The organism is Isoptericola nanjingensis, assembly GCF_050311635.1.
Taxonomy (GTDB): domain Bacteria; phylum Actinomycetota; class Actinomycetes; order Actinomycetales; family Cellulomonadaceae; genus Isoptericola; species Isoptericola nanjingensis.
Genome location: NZ_JBNOZL010000002.1, coordinates 325,382 through 346,346, shown reverse-complemented (window position 1 = coordinate 346,346; position 20,965 = coordinate 325,382). Strand labels below are relative to the sequence as shown.

Here is a 20,965-nt window from a genome sequence, read left to right as displayed (position 1 = left end):
CTCACTCCTTGACGTCGAAGCTGCGGAAGATGAGCCGCAGCGCGGCGGAGGCGACGATGATCGTGGCGATGACGACGACGACGCCCATCGCGGCGGCCTGCCCGACGTCGAAGCCGAGGAAGGCGCGCTGGTAGATGTAGAACGGCAGGTTGGCGCTGGCCGTCCCGGGGCCGCCGGCGGTCATGAGGTAGATCTGGTCGAACGTGTTGACCACGTAGATGATCCCGAGCAGCACGCCCAGCTCGATGTACCGGCGCAGCTGCGGCAGCGTGATCGACCCGAAGGTGCGCCACCAGCCGGCGCCGTCCATCGCGGCGGCCTCGAGCACGTCCTTCGGCTGGGCCTGCAGCCCGGCCAGGACGAGCAGCATCATGAACGGCGTCCACTGCCACACCAGGGCCATGAGGATCGCGACGATCGGGTACGTGGAGGTCCAGTCGACGGGGTCGATGCCCACCAGCCCGAGCGTCCAGTTGAACAGCCCGTACGTCGGGTTGAGCATCGCCATCGACCACAGCACCGAGCTGGCCACGGGCATGATGAGGAACGGCGTGATGAGCAGCGTGCGCGCCACGCCCCGGCCGCGGAACGGCCGGTCGAGCAGGATCGCGAGCACGATGCCCAGCACCATCGCGACCAGCACGCAGCCGAGGGTGATGACCACCGAGTTGAGCGCCGTCTGGCGGAACACCGAGTCGCGCGCGATGTCGAGATAGTTCGAGAGCCCGACGAAGAGGTCGGAGTCGGGGCGCAAGAGGTTCCGCGAGTGCAGCGAGTACCAGATCGTCACGAGGAACGGGATCTGCGTGACGACGATCGTGAAGACCAGCGCCGGCAGCAGCGGCCCGCGGCGGCGCCACCGCTCGGCGCGGGAGTACCGGTGCTTGTCCGCGCGGGCGGCGCGCTGGGCCTGCGCGCGCCGCAGGTTCCCGGCCTGCGTGGTGACGGCGGTCATCGCTCGTTCTCCTTGCGGTACGTCTCGGCGACGGTCTCGGCGTACTGCTGCGACTGCTCCAGCGCGTCCGCCACCGACTTCTGCCCCGCGATCGCGGCCGACATCTGCTGCCCTACGCGGGTGCCGAGATCCTGGAACTCGGGGATGCCGACGAACTGGATGCCCGGGTACGGCACGGGCGCCACCATCGTCTTCTCCTGGGTGGCCTCGCTCATCGCGGTGAGGGTCGCGTCGGCGTACGCCTCCGAGACCTCCGCGTACTGCGGGATCTCGTACGTGGACAGCCGGCTGCCAGGCGGCACCCGCTCCCAGGAGAGCGTGGAGCCGACCAGCGTGATGTAGTCCTTGTCGGTCATCCACGACACGAAGTCCCAGGCGGCGTCCTTGTGCTCGCTGGTGGACGGGATCGCCAGGGACCAGGAGTACAGCCAGCCGGCCGCGTCGGTCTCGCTCACCGGCGCGGGCACGTAGCCCGTCTTGCCCGCCACGGTCGACGACGCCGGGTCCTCGATCGACGAGACCATCGACGTCGCGTCGTACCACATGGCCGCCTGGCCCTGCGCGAACCGGGTGAGGCAGTCGCCGAAGCCGGAGGTCGCGGCGCCAGGCTGCCCGTACTGCTGCACGGTGTCGACGTACGTCTCGACGGCCTCGCGCACCTCGGGCGAGTCGAGGCGGGCGTTCCCGCCCTCGTCGAACCACTGCCCGCCGTAGGTGTTCATCACTGTCGTCATGGGGGCCATGACCTCGCCCCACCCGGCCAGCCCGCGCAGGCAGATGCCCGCGAAGTCCTGCGCGGGGTCGTGGAGCTCGGCGGCCAGCTCGCGGACGTCGTCCCAGGTGGGACGGTCCGGCATGGTGAGGCCCGCCTGCTGGAAGAGGTCCTTGCGGTAGGCGAGGAACGACGACTCGCCGTAGAACGGCACCGAGTAGAGGTCGCCGTCCACCGACAGCGCCTCCCGCACGCTGGGCACGAAGTCGTCCGGGTCGTAGCCCTCGGTGGCGTCGGCGTACGGCTGCAGGTTCTCGATCCAGCCGTTCTCGGCCCACATCGGCGTCTCGTAGTTGGAGATCATCACGACGTCGAACTCCCCGCCGCCGGTGGCGACGGACGCGGTGATCTTGGCGCGGGCCTCGTTCTCCGGCAGGGACACGAAGCGCACGTCGATGCCGGGGTGCTCCTTGCGGAACTCGTCCTGGAGGGAGATCGCGTCCTGCATCTGCGGGTTCGAGACGATCGCCACGACGATCTGCTCGCCGTCTCCCCCGCCGACGGCGCCCGCCCCCGCGCAGGCGGCCAGGGAGAGCCCGAGGACGGCGGCGCCGGCCGCGGCGGCGAGCCTCCGGGTTCGTGGTCGGAACATCGCTGTCCTCACGTCGTCGGTCCTGTCGGTGTGTCTCGACGAGCTCCGGCGCGCACAGATGAGATGCTGCGCTGCGCTCATCTGTATGGACAGTAGTTCGTGATGCTCACGTGAGCAAGGACCGAGCGCTCAGAGTGGCGCGGCGGCCCGACCTGCGAGGAGGATGATCCCGTGACCGACGCCGAGCACGCCCGCCTCCTCGTGGAGGTCAGCCGCGACTACTACCTCGACAACCGCTCCAAGGTCGACATCGCGTCCGCCCGCGGCATCTCCCGCTTCCAGGTGGCCCGGCTGCTCGCCGAGGCGCGCGAGAGCGGCGTCGTACGGATCGAGATCTCGCCGCCCGCCCACCTGGACGCCGGCCGCGCCCGGCGCCTGGCCGAGCGCCTCGGCGCGCGCGAGGTCGTGATCGCCGGCGCGGCCGGCACCCCCGGCGCGACGCGCGAATCGGTCGCCCGTGCGCTCGCCGGCGTCGTCTCCGCGCACGTGCGCGAGGGCGCGACCCTCGGCGTCTCCTGGTCCCGCACGATCGAGATCGCGGTGCGCCACCTCGATCCCCTGCCCGCGTGCGACGTCGTGCAGCTGGTCGGCGCGCTGCCGGTGGACGGGTCGGGCGACTCGCTCGACATGATCCAGGGCTTCCGCCGGATGCCGGGCGTGCGCACCTGGCCGGTCTGGTCGCCGCTGCTCGTGGCCGACCCCGGCACGGCCGCCGGCATGCGCCGGCAGCCCGAGATCGCCGCCGCCCTCGACCGCGCCGACGGCCTCGACGTCGCCGTCGTCGCGATCGGGGCGTGGACGGCCACCGGATCCACCGTGTTCCCCCAGGTCACGGGGGACGAGCGGCGCGCCGCCACCGCCGCGGGGACCGTCGCCGAGTGCTCCGGACGGCTCTTCGACGCCGAGGGCCGCCGCGTCGTCACGCCGCTCGACGCCCGCGTGGTGGGCGTGACCTTCGACCAGCTCGTCCGCACCCCCGAGGTCGTCACCGCCGGCTACGGGCGCGAGGCCGCGCCCGGCCTGCGCGCCGCCGTCGCGGGCGGCATCGCCACCACCGTCGTGTGCGACGACGCCGCCGCGGGCGCGCTCGAGGAGCTGGTGGACGCGTCCGCCGGGTAGCGCCGCCGCTGTCCCGATTGCGGGCATGACCTGCGCCGTCGAGCCTGGGGGTGACCGAGGAGGCCACCATGACCGAGTCCGGCGAGCACCAGCCCGAGCGTCGCGCACGGGCGGACGACGACGCCACGCACGACGTCCCCGACACCCCGCGCGCGCCGTCCGACGCGCCGAAGCCGTCCTGGGGCCGGGCCCTCAAGGGCACGGTCCGTGAGTTCGGGGCCGACCAGTGCACCGACCTCGCCGCCGGGCTGACGTACTACGCCGTCCTGGCGTCCGCGCCCGCGCTGCTGGCGCTGGTGTCGCTGCTGGGGTTCGTCGGGGACGCCGAGAAGGCTCTCGACTCCGTGATGAACACGGTCTCGGAGTTCCTGCCCGAGGACATGATCAAGATCGTCGAGCCCCTCATCGAGAACGCGGTCGGCAACACGGGCGCGGGGATCGCCCTCGTCGTCGGTCTCGTGCTCGCGCTCTGGTCGGCGTCGGGGTACGTCGGGGCGTTCGGCCGCGCGATGAACCGGATCTACGACGTCGAGGAGGGGCGCCCGGTCTGGAAGCTGCGCCCGGCGATGTTCGCGCTGACCCTGGTGGTGCTGATCATCGCCGCCGTCGTGGTCGCGAGCCTGGTGCTCTCCGGGCCGATCGCCCGGTCCGTGGGCGAGGCGATCGGCCTGGGGGACGTCGCCCTCACCGTGTGGGGCATCGCGAAGTGGCCGGTGGCGCTCCTGCTCGTCGTCGTCGCCGTGGCGATGCTGTACCACTTCACCCCGAACGTGAAGCGGCCGCGGTTCCGCTGGCTGAGCGTCGGCGCTGTCGTCGCCATCGTCGTCACCGCGATCGCGTCCGCGGCGTTCGGCTGGTACGTCGGCAGCAGCTTCTCCAACTACGGCTCGTACGGCATCCTCGCCACGTTCATCGTGCTGCTGCTGTGGCTGTGGATCGTCAACCTCGTGCTGCTGTTCGGCGCCGAGCTCGACGCCGAGGTGGAGCGCAGCCGCGAGCTCAACGACGGCATCGCCGCCGAGGAGAACATCCAGCTCCCGCCGCGCGACACCAAGGCCAGCGACAAGAAGGCCGGCAAGCGGCGCGACGCCGTCGCCGAGGACCGCGCGGTCCGCGAGGCCGCCGCCCGCGACCGCGCGGCGGACTGAGCGCGGCCGACCGAGCGCAGCCGACCGAGCGCGGCCGGCTGACGGACGCCTCCGGGGCTCAGCCCGCGACGAGGCCCTCGACCGTCGCGCGGGCGCCGAGCGTGTGCAGCGACTCCAGCGCGGCGGTGTACGCCTCGACGAACCGCGGCTCCGACGCCAGGTCGCCGAAGAGCTCCTCGTCGCGGACGAACACCAGCGGGTCCTCCCGGTTCCTCGCCGCCGCGGCCTTCAGGCGGTCGGCGAGGCGGTCGACGATCTCGATGGGCTCGCCCTGCTCGTCCACGGCCTCGTCGTAACGCGCCCACGCGGCGACGACGGCCGCGGACCGGTGCACGTCGCCGCCGGAGGCGAGGTTCGCCCGGATCACCGGGACGAGCCACTTCGGGATGCGGTCGGAGGACTCGGCGCACAGGCGGGCGAGCGTGTCGCGCACGTGCGGGTTGGCGAACCGCTCGATCAGCGTGGCCTCGTACTCCTCGAGGTCCACGCCCGGCACGGGCAGCAGCGTCGGGGCGCCCTCGCGCGCCATGTAGTCGCGCAGGAAGCGCACGAACGTCTCATCGGCGCAGACCTCGTGCGCGTACCGGTACCCGGCCAGGTAGCCCAGGTAGCACAGGGCCTGGTGGCTGGCGTTGAGCAGGCGCAGCTTCATCAGCTCGTACGGCTCGACGTCGTCGACGAGCTGCGCGCCGACCTCCTCGTACGGCGGGCGCCCGTCCGCGAACCGGTCCTCGACGACCCACTGCGTGAACGGCTCCGCCACGACCGGCCACGCGTCGTCGACCCCGAACCGCTCGGCCACCATGGTGCGGTCGTCGTCCGTGGTGACGGGAGTGATGCGGTCGACCATCGAGTTGGGGAACGGGACGTGCTCCTCGATCCACCCGGCGAGCTCCGGGTCCTTGAGCCGGGCGAACGCGGCGAACATGCGGTGCGCGACGTCGCCGTTGCCCTGGATGTTGTCGCAGCTCTGCACGGTGAACGGCGGGACGCCGCGGTCCCGGCGGCGGCGCAACGCCTCCGTGACCAGCCCGAACGTCGTGGCGGGCACGGCGCCGGGCTCGAGGTCCGCACGCACGGCCGGGTCGTCGGCGTCGAACTCGCCCGTCACCGGGTTGACGTTGTAGCCGCCCTCCGTGACGGTCAGCGACACGATGCGGATCTCCGGGGAGGCCATCGTCGAAAGCACCGCCTCCGGGTCGTCCGGCGCGAGCAGGAAGTCCACGATCGAGCCGATGACGCGGCCCTCGAGCGTGCCGTCGGGGTGCTTGAGCACCAGCGTGTACATCCCGTCCTGCGCGGCGAGCGCGTCGCGCATGCGGGCGTCGTGCGGCAGCACGCCGACGCCGCAGATCGCCCAGTCGAGCGCCTGGCCGGCGTTCATCAGCCGGTCGAGGTACATCGCCTGGTGCGCGCGGTGGAACCCGCCGACGCCCAGGTGCACGATGCCGGCGCGCAGGCGGCTGCGGTCGTACTGCGGGACAGCCAGGTCGTCGCTCGCGAGCGACTCCACGGTCTCGGCGCTGAGTGCGGTCATGGTGCGTCCTTGCTCCGTCGGGTACGGGAAGGACCAACGTAGCAAACGAGCACTGCGATAGTCACAGATGAGCGCGGACTGCCGTCACCGCGGCCGGTGCCCCGTCCGCGCGTCGACCATCCGCGCGCCCGTGAGGACGCAGGCGAGGCCGCGCCGGTCGCCGGTCGCGACGACGCCGACCAGGGCCGCGAGCGCCACCACGTTCTGCAGCGCCCCGGCCCACGCGTTCGACGCGTCGCCGGGCGGCACCGCCTCCACGATCCCCAGCACCCCGTACAGGCCGAGCACGAGGTACCCGCGGGCGAGGCGCCGCGCGAGCGGACCCCGTCGCAGCGCCCCCGCGCCGTCGGGCCATCGCGGCTCCAGCCACACCGCCCGCTGCCCCAGCGACGCGCCCGAGCTGACCCACGGCGGCAGGAGGAAGACCACGACGGCGGGCACCACCGTGCCGAGCAGCACGTCGGGCCCCGTCGTCGCCGACGAGACGTCCCGGCCGGTCGCCAGCACCCCCACCCGGTAGGCGAGCTGCAGCGCCGCCCCCAGCGCGAACGCGGCGAGCAGGTCGGTGACCATCCCCAGGACGCGCCGCCAGAACGTCACCGGCCGCGGCTCCAGGCGCGCGGCGGCGAGCTCGCGCGCCTGCGGCATCCAGCGCAGCACGACGGGTGCGACGAGCGCGCCGAGCAGGCCGCCGAGCGTGTTGGTGAGGACGTCGTCCACATCGGCCACGCGGTAGGAGCACGGGATGATCCCGAGGATCCCGGTGTACTGCACCGTCTCGATCGCGACCGACGCGACGAACGCGCTCAGGGTGGACCCGGCCACGCCCCACCCGAGGAATCGCCGCGCCAGCACGCCCCACGGCACGAAGAGCAGCACGTTGAACGCCACCTGCAGCACCGCGGCGCTGCGCAGCGTGGCCAGCAGCCCGAGGCCCGCCGTCTCCCGGCGGACGTCGTCCAGCGAGTGCAGGGGCACCAGCTACGCGCCGGGGACCCCGTGCGCCGCGCACCACGCGGCCAGGTCCCCCGACGGCAGCGGCAGCAGCGTGTACGCGAGCAGCGTCACGACGTACACCGCGAGCGCCGCGGCGCCGAGCACCCGCCGCGCGTCGAGCCGCCCGTATCGTCGCTGCTGCACCAGCAGCACGGGGATCAGCACCCCGAGGAACACCAGCACCCCGAGGCCGACGCCCACCGCGGCCGGCCATGTCCATCGATCGATCACGCCGCCGACGGTAGGCGGCTACGGCTGGGTCAGCGCGCTCAGATCGCCGATCGTGCCGTCGAACACGTTCATGTCGATGTGCTCCTCCTCGCCGGCGTAGCCGGGGAGCGTGTCGCGGTCGGAGTACTGCCAGAACTCCCAGTCGCGGCGCGGCAGGTCGGGGGTGGAGGCGACGGACCGGATCCACAGCGGGTACCGGTCGTAGTCGTCACCCAGGTAGTCCGCCCGGATCTGCTGCGTCGTGTAGAGGATCGGCGGCACGCCGTAGTGCTCCTCGAGCGCGTCGAGCATCGGGTCGAGGATGCCCCGGAGCTCGTCGACCGTCGGCGGGTCGGCCGCGAAGTCGCCGTAGTACTCGACGTCGACGACGGGCGGCAGGGTGCCGCTCTCGGCGGGCACGACGTCGATCATGTGCGCCGCCTGGTCGGCGCCGGGGCTCTCGAAGGAGAGGAAGTGGTAGGCGCCGACGAGCAGGTCGGTGGCGCGGGCTCCCTCCCAGCTCGCCGCGAACCGCTCGTCCTCGTGGGCGGAGCCCTCGGTGGCCTTGATGAACGCGAAGTCCAGGTCCTGGTCCGCGAGCACGGGCCAGTCGATCTCGCCCTGGTAGGCGGACACGTCGACGCCGCGCACGGCGTACCGGTCGGCAGCCAGGCGGTTGGGCCAGAGCACCCCGTTCCACACCAGCAGCGCCAGTACGCCCAGCAGCACGACGACGGCCCCGACGGCGACCGCCAGCGCACGCCGACCCCGACCTCGCCCTGCTCGCTCGCCGCTCATCCCGCTGATGATCCCCGATCACGCCCACGCCGGGCCACCACCGGGCCGGTCGGACGGCGCGCGCCGCGACGCGGCCCGCGGAATGATGCCCTCATCCGAGGTGAGGAGACGCATGACCGACGCCACCGACCAGGCTGCGGCGCCGCCGTCGACCACCTCCCCGGCGCTGCGGCTGCTCCGCACGGCGAGGCGTGCCCCGTTCACGCTCGGGATCGTCGCGCTGATGCTCGTGCTCGGCGTCGTCACCGGCGCCCTGTGGTCGCCGTTCGAGGACCACCCGTGGTTCGCGAACGTCGCGTTCGGCGCCCCGGCGTTCGCCGACGGACGGTGGTGGACGCCCGTCACGGGCTCGCTGTTCGCCCTCGAACCGTGGGAGTACGTGGCTGTCGCCGGGGTCTTCCTCCTGCTCGTCGGCTGGACGGAGCTCCGCCTCGGGACCCGGCGCGCGGTCGTCACGGCGGTGACCTGCCAGCTCGTCGGCGTCGTCGGGACCGCCGGCGGTCTCGCCCTCCTGGCCCGGACGGGCTGGGACTGGGCGGAACGTCTGGCGCAGGTGCTCGACGTCGGCTTCAGCGCGGGGGTCGTCGGGGCGGTGACCGTGACGGCGTTGAGCCTGGCACCGCCGTGGCGGTTCCGGGCGAGCGCCCTGATCGCGATCTACGTCCTGGCCGCCCTCGTGATCTGGGGCGGGATCGCGGACGTCGAGCACGTCGTCGGCTGGGTGGCCGGGCTCGTCGTCGCCCGCCCGGTGCTGGGAGCGAGGCTGGGGCGCGGCACACGCGCCGGGCGCCTGCAGCGCGACCGGGCGACGGCCGCCGGCTACTTCGCGATCTCGGCCCTGATCGTGGTGCTCACGAGCTTCGCCGCCGGGCCCAGCGAAGGACCGCTGGGCGAGGTCGCCAGCAGCGGCTGGCCGACGGGTGTCCTCGCCGTCGCGGTCGACCTGGTCCTCGCCGTCGGCCTGCTCCGGGGCAGGAGGTCGTGGTGGCGGCTGGCCGTGGCGCTCACGCTGCTCGGGGTGCTCGGCGAGGCGCTCTTCGCGCTGGCCGCGTCCCTCGCGCTGCCCGAGGAGCTGCCGCTCGTGCTGCTCATGCTCCTGCTGGACCTGGGTGCGCTGGCGCTGCTGGTCGTCCGGCGGTCGTCGTTCCGCGCCCGCCGGCACGCGCGGCCGTCGGCGGGGGCCCGGCTGGACCAGGACGACGCGCGCGCGACGCTCCGCCGCCTCGGGGCGGGCCAGCGGCTGGCCTGGATGACGACCTGGGACGGGCTCGAGCGGTGGACGCCCGAGGGGCAGGACGGGTACGTCGCCTACCAGGCGCACGCCGGCGTCGTCGTCGTCCTCACGGACCCGGTCGGCGACGGGCCGGACGGCCGTGCGGAGCTGGTGGACGCCTTCGTGGGGGCGGCGTCGACGGCGGGCGCGGGGTCGTGCTTCTTCTCCGCGAGCGAGGAGGTCGCGGAGATCGGGCGATCGCGAGGCTGGACCCTCGTGCCGGTGGCCCAGGAGGCCGTGATCGACCTGCCGGGCCTGGAGTTCCGGGGCAAGAAGTGGCAGGACGTGCGCACGGCGCTCAACCAGGCCGCGAAGCAGGGCATGGAGCACCGGCTGGTGCGACTGGTCGACGAGCCGCCCGAGACGCTCGCGCAGGTGCGGGCGATCTCCGAGGCGTGGCTCGGCGACAGCGACCTGCCGGAGATGGCCTTCACGCTGGGCGGGGTGCGCGAGGCCCTCGACCCGGAGGTGCGCGTGGGGCTCGCGGTGGACGGCGAGGGTCGGGTGCACGGCGTGACGAGCTGGCTGCCCGTGCACGCACCGGACGGGCAGGTCGTCGGGTGGACGCTCGACGTCATGCGGCGCGCACCGGACTCGTTCCGCTACACGATGGAGCTGCTCATCGCGTCCGCCCTCACGACGTTCCGGGACGAGGGCGCCCTGGAGGCATCGCTGTCCGGCAGCCCGCTCGCCCACGGCGACCTCCCCTCTCCCGGGGGCCTCGACGCCGTCCTCGACCGCCTCGCGGAGCGCCTCGAGCCCCTCTACGGGTTCGAGTCCCTGCACCGCTTCAAGATGAAGTTCCAGCCACGGAACGCTCCGCTCTACCTCGTGGTGACCGAGCCCGCGACCCTCCCCCTGGTGGGACTCGCCCTCGTGCGGTGCTACCTGCCCGACGTGCACGCGCGCGAGCTGGTCGCGGCCGCCCGGTCGTCCCGCCGCTGAGCGCGCGGCGCACGGCGTCGCCCGTCACTTGATGCCCGTGGTGGCGATGCCGCGGACCAGGAACCTCTGACCGAAGAGGAACACGAAGAACACGGGCAGCAGCGACACGATGGACATCGCGAACATGGCTCCCCAGTTGCTCTCCCCCTGCGAGTCGACGAACAGCCGCAGCGCGACCGGCACGGTCATCATGTCCGTGTCGGTGAGGTAGATGAGGGCGCTGAAGAACTGGTTCCAGGTGCCGATGAACGTGAAGATCGCCGTCGTCGCGAGGGCCGGCGTCATCAGCGGCAGGATGATGCGCAGGAAGATCCGCGCATGGCCGGCGCCGTCGATCCGGGCGGCCTCGTCCAGCTCCTTGGGCAGCCCCCGGATGAACTGGACCATGAGGAAGATGAAGAACGAGTCGGTCGCGAGCATGTTCGGCCCGACCAACGGCCAGAACGTGTTCACCATGCCGAGCTGGGAGAACAGCACGTACTGCGGCACCAGCGTGACGTGCCCCGGCAGCATGATCGTGATGAGCATGATCGCGAAGAGCAGCGTCTTGGCGGAGAACCGCATCCGCGCGAACGCGTAGGCCGCCATCGAGCACGAGACGAGCGTGCCGAGCACGGACCCGAGCACCACGACCGCCGAGTTGAGCATGTAACGGCCGAAGGGGTGGCTGAGCGCGTTCCACCCGTCCGGGTAGTGCGACAGGTCGACGTCGCTCAGCCACAGGCCGGGCTGGCTGAAGATGAGGTCGTCCGGCCGCAGGGACGAGACCACCATCCACAGCAGCGGGTAGATCATCACGGCGCCCGTGACGATCAGCACGAGGTGCTTGAGGACGCTCCGCACGGGGTGGGAGGAGCGCCGACGTCGCGCGGCGACCGGCGCGGGTTCCTGGGGGGCCGGGGCCGTCTCGACGTCCCGCTGGATGGTGTCAGTCATCGTAGTAGACCCAATACTTCGAGGCGATGAAGTTGACGGCGGTGAGGGCGCCCACGATGAGGACCAGCAGCCACGCCATCGCGGAGGCGTAGCCCATCTCGAAGTCCTTGAACCCCGTGTTGTAGAGGTACATCGTGTAGAAGAGCGTCGAGTCGGACGGGCCGCCGATCCCGCCCGAGATGATGAACGCCTGGGTGAACGACTGGAACGCCCCGATCGTCTGCAGCACGATGTTGAAGAAGATGATCGGGGTGAGCATCGGCATGGTGATGCGCCAGAACTGCTTGGCCTTGGTGGCCCCGTCGACGGCGGCCGCCTCGTAGTACATGGTCGGGATCTGCCGCAGCCCGGCGAGGAAGATGATCATCGGCGACCCGAACGTCCACACGTGCAGCAGGATGATCGTGCCGAGCGCCGTGTCCGGGCTGGAGATCCAGCCCATACCCTCGATGCCGAAGAGGCCGAGCACCTGGTTGACCAGGCCGGTCGTGCCGAAGATCTGGCGCCACAGGATGGCGATGGCCACCGACCCGCCCAGCAGCGACGGCAGGTAGAAGACCGAGCGGTAGAAGGACAACCCGCGCATGCCCCGGTTGAGCGCCACCGCGATGAAGAGCGCCACGGCGAGCTGGAGGGGCACTCCCACGACGACGTAGGTGAGGGTCACCCGGAGCGACTGGTGGAGGCGGTCGTCGGTCAGCATCCGGAGGTAGTTCTCCAGGCCGACCCAGTTCGGGTCCTCGAGCAGGTTGTAGTCGGTGAACGACAGGTAGAACGACGCGATCATCGGGCCTGCCGTGATGACCACCAGCCCCAGGAGCCACGGGAGCAGGAAGACCAGGGCCGCCTTGTTGTCCCGTCGCGCCGCCTTCCGCTCACGCGGGTCCAGGGGGCGACCGCCTCGCTTCAGCTTCGAGAGCTCGGTGATCGCGCTCATCCGGACGAGCCCGTCTGCGCTGTGGAACGATTCATCGCGTGGACCTCCTCGACCACGGAGCGCTGCGCACCAGCGCGCAACTTTTGGGGTAACCGTTGACCACAGTATCGAACTCTTCGTAGTCTGGGAAGCGCCTTCCCGCTCGCCGACGCCGACCGTCGCGAGCCTTCCAGGGGACGGGCTGCTCGTACAGGGAGGTACGACCCCATGCAGAGACTCAACTTCAGGACGACCGTCGCGACGGCCACCGCCGGCCTCGTCGTGCTGACGACCGCCGCGGGCTGCGCCGTCGACCAGCCCGGCGCCGACGCCGCCCCCTACGACCCCGACGAGGAGGTGACGATCACCTTCGCATGGTGGGGCGGGGAGGAGCGCAACCAGATCACGAAGGAGGCGATCAAGGGGTTCGAGGAGGATCACCCGAACATCACCGTCGAGACGCAGAGCAGCGACTTCGGCAGCTACTGGGACATGCTCGCGACGCAGGTCGCCGGCGGCGACGCCCCCGACCTGATCACGATGGGCGGCTCCTACCCGAGCGAGTACGCCGGCCGCGGCGCGCTGCTGGACCTCGGCACGGTGTCCGACTACCTCGACACCTCCAAGGTGCCGGCGGACACGCTCAAGATCGGCGAGATCGAGGGCACGCAGTACACCGTCCCGTCCGGCGTCAACGCGCTGGCGGCCTTCCTCAACCCGGCCGTCTTCGAGGAGGCCGGGGTCGAGCTCCCGGACACGTCGACGTGGACGTGGGACGACTTCGCCGCGATCACGCAGCAGCTGTCCGACCAGAGCCCGAAGGGCACCTACGGCACCGTGCCGTTCGCCAACTCCTCGCTGCTCGACGCCTGGGCCCACCAGCACGGCGAGGCCATCTTCGCCGAGGACGGCACCGTGGGCGTGAGCCCCGAGACCGTGTCCGCCTGGTTCCAGCTCTGGTTGGACGCCCAGAAGAACGGCGCCACCCCCGAGGCCAGCATCTTCGTGGAGGACTCGACGGCCGTGCCCGAGCAGTCGCTGTTCGGCACCGGCAAGCAGGGGATCGCCTTCGCGTGGAGCAACTTCAAGGCGGACGCGCTCGGCGACTCCGTCGTCGAGGCGAACCTCCCCGGCGAGGCCGAGGCGGTCGGCAACCGCGTCGGCTCCACGATGGAGTACGCCATCACCTCGAAGACCGCGCACCCCGAGGCCGCGGCGATGCTGCTCGACTACCTCATCAACGACCCGCGCGTGGTCGACGCGGTCGGCACGGACCGCGGGGTCCCGGCGAACGCGGAGGTGCGCGACCACCTGCGCGAGAGCCTCAGCACCGTGCAGCAGAAGGAGGTCGACCTCATCGACGAGATCGCCGCGTCCGACGCCGGCGCGCGGATGCCCGCCCCCGAGGGCGCCAGCAGCACCGGGGACATCTTCACCCGGCTGATGCAGGACGTGCTCTTCGAGCGGACGACGCCGGACGACGCCGCCGAGCAGTTCATCTCCGAGGTCGAAGGCTCGCTGAAGTGACCGCCCCCGGCGTCGCCCTCGTCGGCGGCCACGGCTACGCGACCCGCCACCTGGAGCACCTGCGGGGCGCCGAGCGCTCCGGCCGGGCCCGGCTGCTCGGCGTCGCGGACCCTCGCCCGCCCGAGGACGACGCCGGCGGCGTCCCCTGGTTCGACTCGCTCGCCGACCTGCTGGACGCCGGCGTCGAGCCCGACGTGGTGGTGATCTCGACGCCGCCGCACACCCATGCGCCCCTCGCGCTGCGGGCGATCGCGGCCGGAGCGGACGTCTACGTGGAGAAGCCGCCGGTCGCGTCGTGGGCGCAGTACGTCGAGCTCGAGCGGGCCGCGCGCGACGCCGGCCGCGTCGTGCAGGTCGGGTTCCAGAGCCTGGGGTCCGAGGCCCTGGGGATCATCGAGGACGCGCTCCGCGCCGGCGAGATCGGCGACGTGCTGGCCGTCGGCGCCGTCGGGACGTGGTCGCGCACGGTCGGCTACTACGACCGGTCCCCGTGGGCGGGCAGGCGCGTCCTCGACGGCGTCGACGTGGTGGACGGCGTGTCGACCAACCCGCTCGCGCACGCCGTCGTGACGGCGCTGCGCCTGGCCGGCGCCCGGCGCGCGGACGACGTGCTCGACGTCGACGCCGACCTCTACCGCGCGCACGCGATCGACGCCGACGACACGTCCGTCGTCCGCGTCCGCACGGCCAGCGGCGTCGCCGTGACGCTCGCCCTGACGCTGTGCGCGCAGGAGCAGACGGCCCCGGTGATCCGCGTGCGCGGCACCCGCGGCACGATCGAGCTGAGCTACACCACCGACGAGCTCACGGTGGACGGCGTCGCCGGACGGCGCACCCTCACCGCGGGCCGCGCGCACCTGCTCGACGACCTGCTCGTGCACCGCGCGACGGGCGCGGACCTGCTCAGCCCCCTGGCCGACTCCGGCGCGTTCATGCGCGTGCTCGAGGCGGTGCGGGTGGCCGATGCGCCCCGCCAGATCCCCCCGGAGGCCGTGACCTGGACGGGCTCGGGCCGCGACCGGCGACCGGTCGTGCACGACGTCGACGCGATCCTCGCGCGGGCGGTCGTCGCGCAGGCGACGCTCGCCGAGCTGGGCGTGCCGTGGGCGCGGAGGCGACCCGCCCTCGACGTGCTCGACGTGGGCGGCGTGCCGGTCGCCGAGCTCCGCGACGGCGCCGACGTGGCGCCGATCCTCTCCCCGCGGCCCTACCTGCACCCGGTCTCCACCCTCGACGGCGTCGTCGTGACCGACCACCTGCCGGCCGACCACGCCTGGCACCTCGGCGCCGGCCTGGCGATCCAGGACGTGAGCGGCACCAACCTCTGGGGCGGCCGCACGTTCACGGCGGAGGACCGCGAGTACGTCTGGCGGGCCGACCACGGGCACGTGCGCCTCGACCGGCACGCCCGCCACGGCGGCGTCGCCGAGCAGTCGCTGACCTGGTGCGACCCCGCGGGCGCCGCCCTGCTGACGGAGCACCGCCGGTGGGAGGCGTCCCCCTCCCCCGACGGCTGGTGGCTCGACCTGCGGACCGAGCTCCGCAGCGCGACCGGCTCCCCGGTCCCGCTCGGCGGCCCCGGCAGCAACGGCCGGGCCGGCGGCGGCTACGGCGGCTTCTTCTGGCGCATCGCGCCCTGCACCGACGTCCATGTGCGGACCGCGGACGCCGACGGCGAGCAGGCCGTGCACGGCACCACGTCTCCGTGGTTGGCCTGGACCGCCACGTTCGACTCGGGGCCCGCCACGCTCGTCGTCGTCGCCGCGCACGACGACGACACGGACCCGTGGTTCGTCCGCTCCGCCGGCTACCCCGGCGTCGGGCTCGCGCTCGCGTGGGACCGCCGCACCACCGCGCCGGTCGACGAGCCCCTGCGCCGGCGCGTCCGCGTGCTCGTCGCCGACGGCGTCCTCGACGACGACCACGTCGCGCGGCTCGCCGCCGACACCCTGGCGCGCGACCTCGCGCCCGCACCGCTCGCCGCCCGACCCGCCTGAAGGGGCCCCACCGTGCACTCCCAGCCCATCGACCGGCGCGCGCTCGTGCGCCGGCACGACGTCGTGCAGACCGCCCTGGACCCGCGCAGCCCCGTGACCGTCGGGAACGGCGAGCTCGGCTTCACCGTGGACCTCACCGGCCTGCAGTCGATGCCCGGCGAGTACCCGGTGCACAAGCGGGGCCACGAGCCCGACCGCGACGACCCGGGCACGCTCCTCGGCACCCAGACCCAGTGGGCCTGGCACTCGATCGCGGGCGATCGGGAGTACGCGCTGGAGGAGACCACCCGGCGGTACGAGGTCGACGGCCGGCTCGTGCCGTACGTCGAGGAGAGCCGCCGGGACACGCCGGGGTACGACGCCACCCGGTGGTTCCGGGCCAACCCGCACCGCCTCGACCTCGGCCGCATCGGCTTCGTCGCGGTCACCAGGGACGAGGACGACGGCGAGCCCCTCGTCGCGCTGCGCCCGGCTGACCTCACGGGCACCCGCCAGGTCCTCGACCTGTGGTCGGGGACGGTGGACAGCGCGTTCTCCCACCGCGGCGTGCCGGTGCGGGTGCGGACCTCCGTCCACCCGACCCGCGATCGGATCGGCGTCACCGTCGCGTCCGCCCGGGCCGCCGGGCTCGCCATCGCCGTCGACTTCCCCTACGGCTCGTCGGACTGGCACAACGCCGCCGACTGGGACTCCCCCGACGCCCACTCCACGTCCGTGACGGCCGTGCCCGGCGGGTGGCTCGTGGAGCGGCGGCTCGACGACTCGACCTACCGGGTGCACGTCGCCGCCGCCGGCGCAGAGCTGACGCACGTCGCGCCGCACCGCGTCGTCCTGCGGCCCACGGCCGACGACGTCGACGTGGCCGTCGAGCTCACCACCGACGGGCAGGGCGACATGGTGCTGCTGCCCTCCCGGGCCGGGCACGCGGACACCGCGGCTGCCGCAGGCGACGCCCAGGAGGTGCACCGCGCCGCGGCCGCGCACTGGCGGGACTTCTGGGAGTCCGGCGCGGCCCTGCAGCTCGCGGGGACCGACGACCCGCGCGCCCGGGAGCTCGAGCGGCGCGTCGTGCTGTCGCAGTACGTCACGGCCGTGAACAGCGCAGGGTCCCTCCCGCCGCAGGAGACCGGGCTGGTGTGCAACTCGTGGCGCGGCAAGTTCCACCTCGAGATGCACTGGTGGCACGCCGCGCACTTCCCGATGTGGGGCCGCCCCGAGCTCCTCGAGCCGAGCCTCGGCTGGTACCGGCACGCCCTGCCGCTGGCCCGGGACACCGCGCACGCCCAGGGCTACGCCGGGGCTCGCTGGCCCAAGCAGCTCGGCTCCGTGCTGCGCGAGACGCCGAGCTCCATCGGCGTCCACCTCGTGTGGCAGCAACCGCACGTCGTCTACCTCTCCGAGCTCGTCCACCGGGTCACCGGCGACGACGCGTTCCTGCGCGAGCAGGCCGAGGTCGTCTTCGCGTCGGCGGAGTTCATGGCCGACTTCGCCCAGAGGGGGACGGACGGGTTCACGCTCGGCCCGCCGGTCGTGCCCGCGCAGGAGAGCTACGCGGCAGAGCGAGCCCGCCTGTCGAACCCGCCGTTCGAGCTGGCGTACTGGCGCTGGGCGCTGCGCACCGCCAACGCGTGGCGCGAGCGGCTGGGCCTGCCGGTCGAGGAGCGGTGGGCCGAGGTCGCGGAGGGCATGATGGCGCCGCACGTGCGCGACGGCGTCTACACCGGCGTCGACGTCGAGCCGTACACGATCCGGACCGACCACCCCTCGATGCTCGGCGCGCTGGGCATCGTCCCCGACGTCGGGCTGATCGACGCCGACGTCATGCGCGCCACCTACCTGGACGTGCTGCGCGACTGGGACTGGACGTCCACCTGGGGCTGGGACTACCCCATGATGGCGATGACGGCGACGCGCCTCGGCGAGCCCGGCTGGGCCGTCGACGCGCTCATGGACGCGGCGGGCAAGAACGTCGTGCTGCCGAACGGGCACAACCACCAGACGGACTCGCTGCCCCTGTACCTGCCGGGCAACGGCGGCCTGCTCGCCGCCGTCGCGCTCATGGCGCGCACCCACCTCGACGGCGGGGCGGGGTTCCCCGCCGGCTGGGACGTCCAGCTGGAGGGGTTCCCCGCCACGGTCTGACGCCGGTCACCGCCGGCCCGGGCGGCGCCTCACGGCGAGCCGGGCAGGGTGACGGCCCGCAGCGGGGCCGACGGCTCCGACGTGCCGGCCGCGTTCACGGCCACCACCCGGTAGGTGTACGCGGTGCCGGGCTCGAGGTCGCGGTCGTAGGTGGTGTGCACCTTCGCGACGCCGACCTCCTGCGGATCGCCGCCGGCCTCGGACCGCAGCACGCGGTACTCCGTCGCGCCCCCGCCCGAGGTCCAGACCAGGCCCGTGGACGTGGCGCCCTGGAGCCCCACGCGCAGGTCGGTGGGCGGCGCGGGCACGGGCAGCGGCACGGTGAGGCTCGCGCTCCGCTCCGACTCGCCCAGCTCGTTGACCGCCGTGACGGCGTAGTCGTAGGACGCCACGGAGGCGCCGATGGTGTCGTCCTCGTACGCCGGCTCGGTGGTCGTGCCGACCAGGGCGAACGCGCCCCCGCCGTCACGGCGGTACACCTGGTACGTCTCGGCGCCCGGCACGGGCTCCCAGCCCAGGGCGAACGCCGCGGCCGACACCTCGGTGGCCTGCAGCCCTCCCGGGGCCACCACCGGGTCCAGCGGGCCCGACGTCGCGGCCGAGACGGCAGAGGACGGCTCCGACTCCCCGCCCGGGGAGACCGTCGTCACGGCGTAGCGGTACGACGACGACGGCTCGGCCGTGTCGTCGGTGTACGACGGGTCCGCCACGTGGCCGAGCAGCTCGAGCTCGCCGCCCTCGGCCGGCGCGCGGTAGACGCCGTACGCGGTGGCGCCGTCGACGGCGGACCAGCCCAGGTCGACGGAGTAGCTCCGGGCGGCACCGACGGCGAGGTCGCCCGGCGCGGGCGCCGTCGTGGACCCCGAGGTCACCAGCGCGCTCACCGCGGCCGACGCGTCCGAGGCCCCGCCGGGTCCGACGGCCGTCACCTGGTACCGGTACGGGACCCCGGCCTCGACGTCGGCGTCACGGAACGAGGTGTCCGCGGTGGTCCCGACCACCCGCATCGCCGGCTCGGACGACGACGCCCGGGCGACCAGGTAGGCGGTCGCGCTGGCGGAGCCGGTCCAGGAGAGGTCGACCCCGAGGCCTCCCGCGGCCCCCGACGACTCGGCGCCGAGGTCCGCCGGGGCGGTGCTCACGGGCTCGTCCGCGCCCGGCACGGGGTCCACGGCGACGACGTAGTTGAGGACGGTGCCGCCCGCGTTGGCCCCGGTGACCACGTGCGACCCGGCGGGGAACCGCGCCTTGAAGAGCTTCCACGACCCGCCGTGGTCGTCGGCGACGGTGAGGTCCGTGGCCTCGTAGCGGTCGGTCAGCCAGGCGGGGCGCGGGGAGATGCGCGTGTCGTGCGCGACCCAGACGTCCGCGTCCACGGGCAGGAAGAAGGAGAGCAGGTCGTCGTTCGTGGCGGCGCGCGACTCGACCGCCGACCGGACCCACTCGAGGCCCTGGATCTCCGCCGGCACCGACGTGAACCGGTAGGCCTTGCTGCCGGTCATCCGGTCCCCGGCGACGAAGTCGCCCACCTGGAGGTCCTGCTGGATCGACCACAGCGCGGCGTTGGCGGCCCCGTTGGTGCTCGAGTCCGTGACGACGGCGCTGCGGATCGCGTCGCCCTCCAGCGGCGCGGCCGGCGCGGCCTCCGGGGCCTCCGGCGCCGGCGGCTCGAAGGCGTCGCCGGACCATTCCACCGGGGTCAGCGGGTAGCCCTTCGGGAAGCCCGGCGCCGCGAGCTCGTTCAGGTACTCCTCGAGGTTCGTGTACCCGTCGCCGTCGTCGTCGCCGTTGCGGTCCTCCGGGTCCGCCGGGTCGAGTCCCCGCGCGAGCTCCCAGTCGTCGGCCATGCCGTCCCGGTCGGCGTCCGTCGCCGGGGTGCCCTCGTCGAGCTCCGGGTACCCGCCGACGTCCGACTCGTCCCCGATGATGGCGCCGGTCTGGTGCCGCACCTCGTCGACGACGCGCGCGTCCACCGCGTCGCGCGCGACCGAGGCGCCCGCGTGGTCGAGCGTCAGGTCGAGCGCGCGGCGGGGGCTCTGGGTGTGCACCGGCGGGTACTCGAAGCGCTCGGGCACCCGGACGGCCGGGCGGGCGGCCTCGATCATCCCCGAGCCGGTGTCCCGGCCGTTCAGGACCCCGTCCCGGTTGCTGTCGATCCGGTTGTCGTCGAGGAACACCTGGTAGTTCTCGTTGCCCCGCACGACCGCCGCGGTGGGGTTCGCGGAGTTCACGCCGGCGACGAAGTAGTTGCCCACCACGTTGCCGTACCCCTTGGTGCCCGACTCGCCGCCGGCCACGTAGGGGAAGTCGCCCCAGTTGTAGACGACGTTGTTCACGAAGTCCATGACGCCCTTGGTCTTCGGGTTCCGGTCGTTGTTGTGGGCGTAGAGGTTGTGGTGCATCGAGATGGTGTTCATCTCGACGAGCCCGCCCATGGAGTGGGTCAGCCGGCCCTCCGACATGATCGACCACTGCACCGTGATGTTCTTCGACCGCGGAGCGTCGTAGTCCTTGCTCTTGATCGAGAGGACCTCGTCGCCCGCCCAGGAGAACGACGAGTGGTCGACGATGACGTCCTGCGAGTCCTCGATGTACATCGCGTCGTCCGTCGAGGCCGAGCCGAGCCGGAACCGCATGTTCCGGATGACGACGTCGCTGCACTCGACGAACCGGACGGTGTTCCCCTTGATGGTCACGCCGTCGCCGGGCGCCGTCTGGCCGGCGATCGTGATCCCGTGCTTGTCGCGCGCGACGATCTGCGGGATCGTCACGTCCCCCGCGACGTCGAAGACGATCGTCCGCGGCACGTCGCCCGCGGTGGTGAGCGCGTCGTGGAAGGTGCCCGGGCCCGTCAGCTCCTTGCTCGTCACGTGGTAGACCTCGCCGCCACGTCCTCCCGTCGCGGCGTACCCGAACCCCTCCGCGCCGGGGAACGCCGGGAGGGCGTCGTCGCCCGCCGACGCCGGTGCCGCGGGGACCAGGACGGCCAGGGCCGCCGCCAGTCCGGCGGCGGCCGCCACCGCGGATCGTGCTGCTGACCGTCGTGCCCTCATCGTCCGTACCTCTCTGTACGTGCGCAACATTGTGGGAATGCGGTTTCCT

Annotated in this window: 15 protein-coding genes; 6 read left to right on the top strand and 9 right to left on the bottom strand. The window is 72.9% G+C overall.

The genetic code is table 11. The annotated features are described in order from the left end of the window. Nucleotide 1 precedes the first annotated feature (1 nt). Nucleotides 2-955 carry a carbohydrate ABC transporter permease gene (locus ACQP6G_RS04405; protein ID WP_429762992.1) on the bottom strand — a complete coding sequence of 318 codons (954 nt, stop codon included), beginning with the start codon at nt 953-955 and terminating at the stop codon, nt 2-4. Beyond that, nucleotides 952-2,319, bottom strand: coding sequence for an ABC transporter substrate-binding protein (locus tag ACQP6G_RS04400; RefSeq protein WP_429762991.1), 1,368 nt, complete (start codon nt 2,317-2,319; stop codon nt 952-954). The genes ACQP6G_RS04405 and ACQP6G_RS04400 overlap by 4 nt, the downstream gene beginning before the upstream one ends. A gap of 171 nt (nt 2,320-2,490) precedes the next feature. Between ACQP6G_RS04400 and ACQP6G_RS04395 the strand changes: the two genes are divergently transcribed. Both ACQP6G_RS04395 and ACQP6G_RS04390 read left to right on the top strand, forming a co-directional pair. Beyond that, nucleotides 2,491-3,438 (top strand): sugar-binding transcriptional regulator, encoded by a 948-nt coding sequence (locus ACQP6G_RS04395; RefSeq protein WP_429762990.1) that lies wholly within the window; start codon nt 2,491-2,493, stop codon nt 3,436-3,438. A 68-nt stretch (nt 3,439-3,506) separates the two neighbouring features. Then, complete coding sequence (locus ACQP6G_RS04390; protein ID WP_429762989.1) at nt 3,507-4,586, top strand: YihY/virulence factor BrkB family protein; 1,080 nt, start codon at nt 3,507-3,509, stop codon at nt 4,584-4,586. Nucleotides 4,587-4,644: 58 nt separating this feature from the next. On the opposite strand, the gene ACQP6G_RS04385 is transcribed toward ACQP6G_RS04390, so the two are convergent. The 4 genes from ACQP6G_RS04385 to ACQP6G_RS04370 form a co-directional block, all read right to left on the bottom strand. Next, nucleotides 4,645-6,123: a mannitol dehydrogenase family protein gene (locus ACQP6G_RS04385; protein WP_429762988.1), complete on the bottom strand. Its 1,479-nt coding sequence runs from the start codon at nt 6,121-6,123 to the stop codon at nt 4,645-4,647. Nucleotides 6,124-6,207: 84 nt separating this feature from the next. Then, nucleotides 6,208-7,101: a VanZ family protein gene (locus ACQP6G_RS04380; RefSeq protein ID WP_429762987.1), complete on the bottom strand. Its 894-nt coding sequence runs from the start codon at nt 7,099-7,101 to the stop codon at nt 6,208-6,210. Between the two features lie 3 nt (nt 7,102-7,104). Continuing rightward, nucleotides 7,105-7,350, bottom strand: a complete 246-nt coding sequence (locus tag ACQP6G_RS04375) for a hypothetical protein (protein ID WP_429762986.1) — start codon at nt 7,348-7,350, stop codon at nt 7,105-7,107. Between the two features lie 18 nt (nt 7,351-7,368). After that, complete coding sequence (locus ACQP6G_RS04370; RefSeq protein ID WP_429762985.1) at nt 7,369-8,127, bottom strand: GH25 family lysozyme; 759 nt, start codon at nt 8,125-8,127, stop codon at nt 7,369-7,371. Nucleotides 8,128-8,239: 112 nt separating this feature from the next. On the opposite strand from ACQP6G_RS04370, the gene ACQP6G_RS04365 reads away from it, so the two are divergent. Continuing rightward, nucleotides 8,240-10,345: a bifunctional lysylphosphatidylglycerol flippase/synthetase MprF gene (locus ACQP6G_RS04365; protein WP_429762984.1), complete on the top strand. Its 2,106-nt coding sequence runs from the start codon at nt 8,240-8,242 to the stop codon at nt 10,343-10,345. Between the two features lie 24 nt (nt 10,346-10,369). Here the strand turns inward: ACQP6G_RS04365 and ACQP6G_RS04360 are convergent, their stop codons facing one another. Together ACQP6G_RS04360 and ACQP6G_RS04355 are read right to left on the bottom strand one after the other, a co-directional pair. Then, nucleotides 10,370-11,140, bottom strand: a complete 771-nt coding sequence (locus tag ACQP6G_RS04360; protein ID WP_429763213.1) for a carbohydrate ABC transporter permease — start codon at nt 11,138-11,140, stop codon at nt 10,370-10,372. A gap of 133 nt (nt 11,141-11,273) precedes the next feature. Then, nucleotides 11,274-12,218 carry a carbohydrate ABC transporter permease gene (locus ACQP6G_RS04355; RefSeq protein ID WP_429762983.1) on the bottom strand — a complete coding sequence of 315 codons (945 nt, stop codon included), beginning with the start codon at nt 12,216-12,218 and terminating at the stop codon, nt 11,274-11,276. Between the two features lie 207 nt (nt 12,219-12,425). Between ACQP6G_RS04355 and ACQP6G_RS04350 the strand changes: the two genes are divergently transcribed. From ACQP6G_RS04350 to ACQP6G_RS04340, 3 genes are read left to right on the top strand one after another with little or no spacing between them, the layout of a single operon-like run. Then, nucleotides 12,426-13,724: an ABC transporter substrate-binding protein gene (locus ACQP6G_RS04350; protein ID WP_429762982.1), complete on the top strand. Its 1,299-nt coding sequence runs from the start codon at nt 12,426-12,428 to the stop codon at nt 13,722-13,724. Further along, entirely contained in the window at nt 13,721-15,721 is a 2,001-nt protein-coding gene (locus ACQP6G_RS04345; protein ID WP_429762981.1) for a DUF6807 family protein, read from the top strand. Before ACQP6G_RS04350 ends, ACQP6G_RS04345 begins: the two co-directional genes overlap by 4 nt. Before the next feature lie 12 nt (nt 15,722-15,733). Then, nucleotides 15,734-17,863 carry a hypothetical protein gene (locus ACQP6G_RS04340; RefSeq protein ID WP_429762980.1) on the top strand — a complete coding sequence of 710 codons (2,130 nt, stop codon included), beginning with the start codon at nt 15,734-15,736 and terminating at the stop codon, nt 17,861-17,863. Nucleotides 17,864-17,892: 29 nt separating this feature from the next. Here ACQP6G_RS04340 and ACQP6G_RS04335 read toward each other — a convergent pair whose 3' ends face one another. Then, on the bottom strand, nt 17,893-20,883 hold the full coding sequence (locus tag ACQP6G_RS04335; RefSeq protein WP_429762979.1) for a fibronectin type III domain-containing protein: 2,991 nt from the start codon (nt 20,881-20,883) through the stop codon (nt 17,893-17,895). Nucleotides 20,884-20,965: the final 82 nt, after the last annotated feature.